We start from the raw sequence: 263 nt of genomic DNA, 5'->3' as shown, positions 1-263 counted from the left end.
CCCGTGGTACGACGCGTCCCGTACCGCTTCGCCAGCGCCAGGGAAAGCGCTGCCGCATGCTCCTCACCCGCCACCAGATAGTCGTGCGTCAGGAGCGTCACGAACGACGCGATCAGCCGGCCACGCTCCTCGGCCTCAGCACTGCGCCTGTCCACGAACGCCACATGATCGGCGCCCACCCGCCCCAGCGCCCACCGCTTGGCCCGCGCGAACACCTCCTCAGACACCGCACCACGCAAGGCGGCCTCGGCCGCCTCCACCGC

The 263-nt window shown here is 71.5% G+C and carries 1 protein-coding gene; it reads right to left on the bottom strand.

The window, feature by feature from the left end; all coding sequences use genetic code 11:
- On the bottom strand, positions 1 to 263 hold a 263-nt coding region (locus IE94_RS36940), incomplete at both ends, for a hypothetical protein (protein ID WP_037925114.1).

The organism is Streptomyces violaceorubidus, from assembly GCF_000717995.1.
In the GTDB taxonomy this organism is placed as follows: domain Bacteria; phylum Actinomycetota; class Actinomycetes; order Streptomycetales; family Streptomycetaceae; genus Streptomyces; species Streptomyces violaceorubidus.
This window is presented reverse-complemented; position numbering and strand designations above follow the sequence as displayed.